This window comes from Rhodococcus sp. T2V (genome assembly GCF_029269925.1).
Lineage (GTDB): Bacteria > Actinomycetota > Actinomycetes > Mycobacteriales > Mycobacteriaceae > Rhodococcus_F > Rhodococcus_F koreensis.
In genome coordinates this window covers 1-1207 of record NZ_JARJBD010000296.1, presented here as the reverse complement: position 1 = coordinate 1207, position 1207 = coordinate 1, and the positions used below count along the sequence as shown (strand labels likewise).

Sequence of the window (1207 nt, the reverse complement as noted above, 5' to 3'; positions counted from 1 at the left end):
ATGACGATCGAGCAGACTCTCACCGACAAGGAACGCCTGGCAGGTCTCGACCTCGGCCAACTCGAGCAGCTGGTCGGGCTCGTCGAATACGACGGCACCCGCGACCCGTTCCCGGTCAGCGGCTGGGACGCCGTCGTCTGGGTGGTCGGCAACGCCACCCAGACCGCCCACTACTTCCAGTCCGCGTTCGGGATGACCCTCGTCGCCTACTCCGGACCGACCACCGGCAACCGCGACCACCACAGCTTCGTCCTCGAATCCGGCGCCGTCCGCTTCGTCATCAACGGCGCCGTGCACCCGGACAGCCCGCTGATCGAGCACCACCGCACCCACGGCGACGGCGTCGTCGACATCGCCCTCGCCGTCCCCGACGTCGACAAGTGCATCGCCCACGCCCGCGCCCAGGGCGCCACCGTCCTCGACGAGCCGCACGATGTCACCGACGAGCACGGCACCGTCCGGATCGCGGCGATCGCCACCTACGGCGACACCCGCCACACCCTCGTCGACCGCAGCCGCTACACCGGCCCCTACCTGCCCGGCTACCAGCCGCGCACCTCGTCGCACACCAAACGCGACGGCGCCCCCACACGCCTGTTCCAGGCCCTCGACCACGTCGTCGGCAACGTCGAACTCGGCAGGATGGACCACTGGGTCGACTTCTACAACCGGGTCATGGGGTTCACGAACATGGCCGAATTCGTCGGCGAGGACATCGCCACCGACTACTCCGCGCTGATGAGCAAGGTCGTCTCCAACGGCAACCACCGGGTGAAGTTCCCGCTCAACGAACCCGCCATCGCCAAGAAACGCTCCCAGATCGACGAGTACCTCGACTTCTACCGCGGTCCCGGCGCCCAGCACCTGGCCCTGGCCACGAACGACATCCTCACCGCGGTGGACCAGTTGACCGCCGAGGGTGTCGACTTCCTGGCCACCCCGGACTCCTACTACGAGGACCCCGAACTGCGGGCCCGGATCGGCAACGTCCGCGCCCCGATCGAGGAGTTGCACAAACGCGGCATCCTCGTCGACCGCGACGAGGACGGCTACCTGCTGCAGATCTTCACCAAACCCCTCGTCGACCGGCCCACCGTGTTCTTCGAACTCATCGAACGCCACGGCTCCCTCGGCTTCGGCATCGGCAACTTCAAAGCCCTCTTCGAAGCCATCGAACGCGAGCAAGCCGCCCGCGGAAACTTCTGAG

1 protein-coding gene is annotated in these 1207 nt (G+C 67.2%); it reads left to right on the top strand.

Going from position 1 to position 1207, the window contains the following annotated elements:
• A partial coding sequence (hppD, locus tag P3H15_RS53980; RefSeq protein ID WP_276144820.1) for a 4-hydroxyphenylpyruvate dioxygenase occupies window positions 1-1206 on the top strand: 1206 nt, incomplete at its 5' end.
• Window position 1207: the final 1 nt, after the last annotated feature.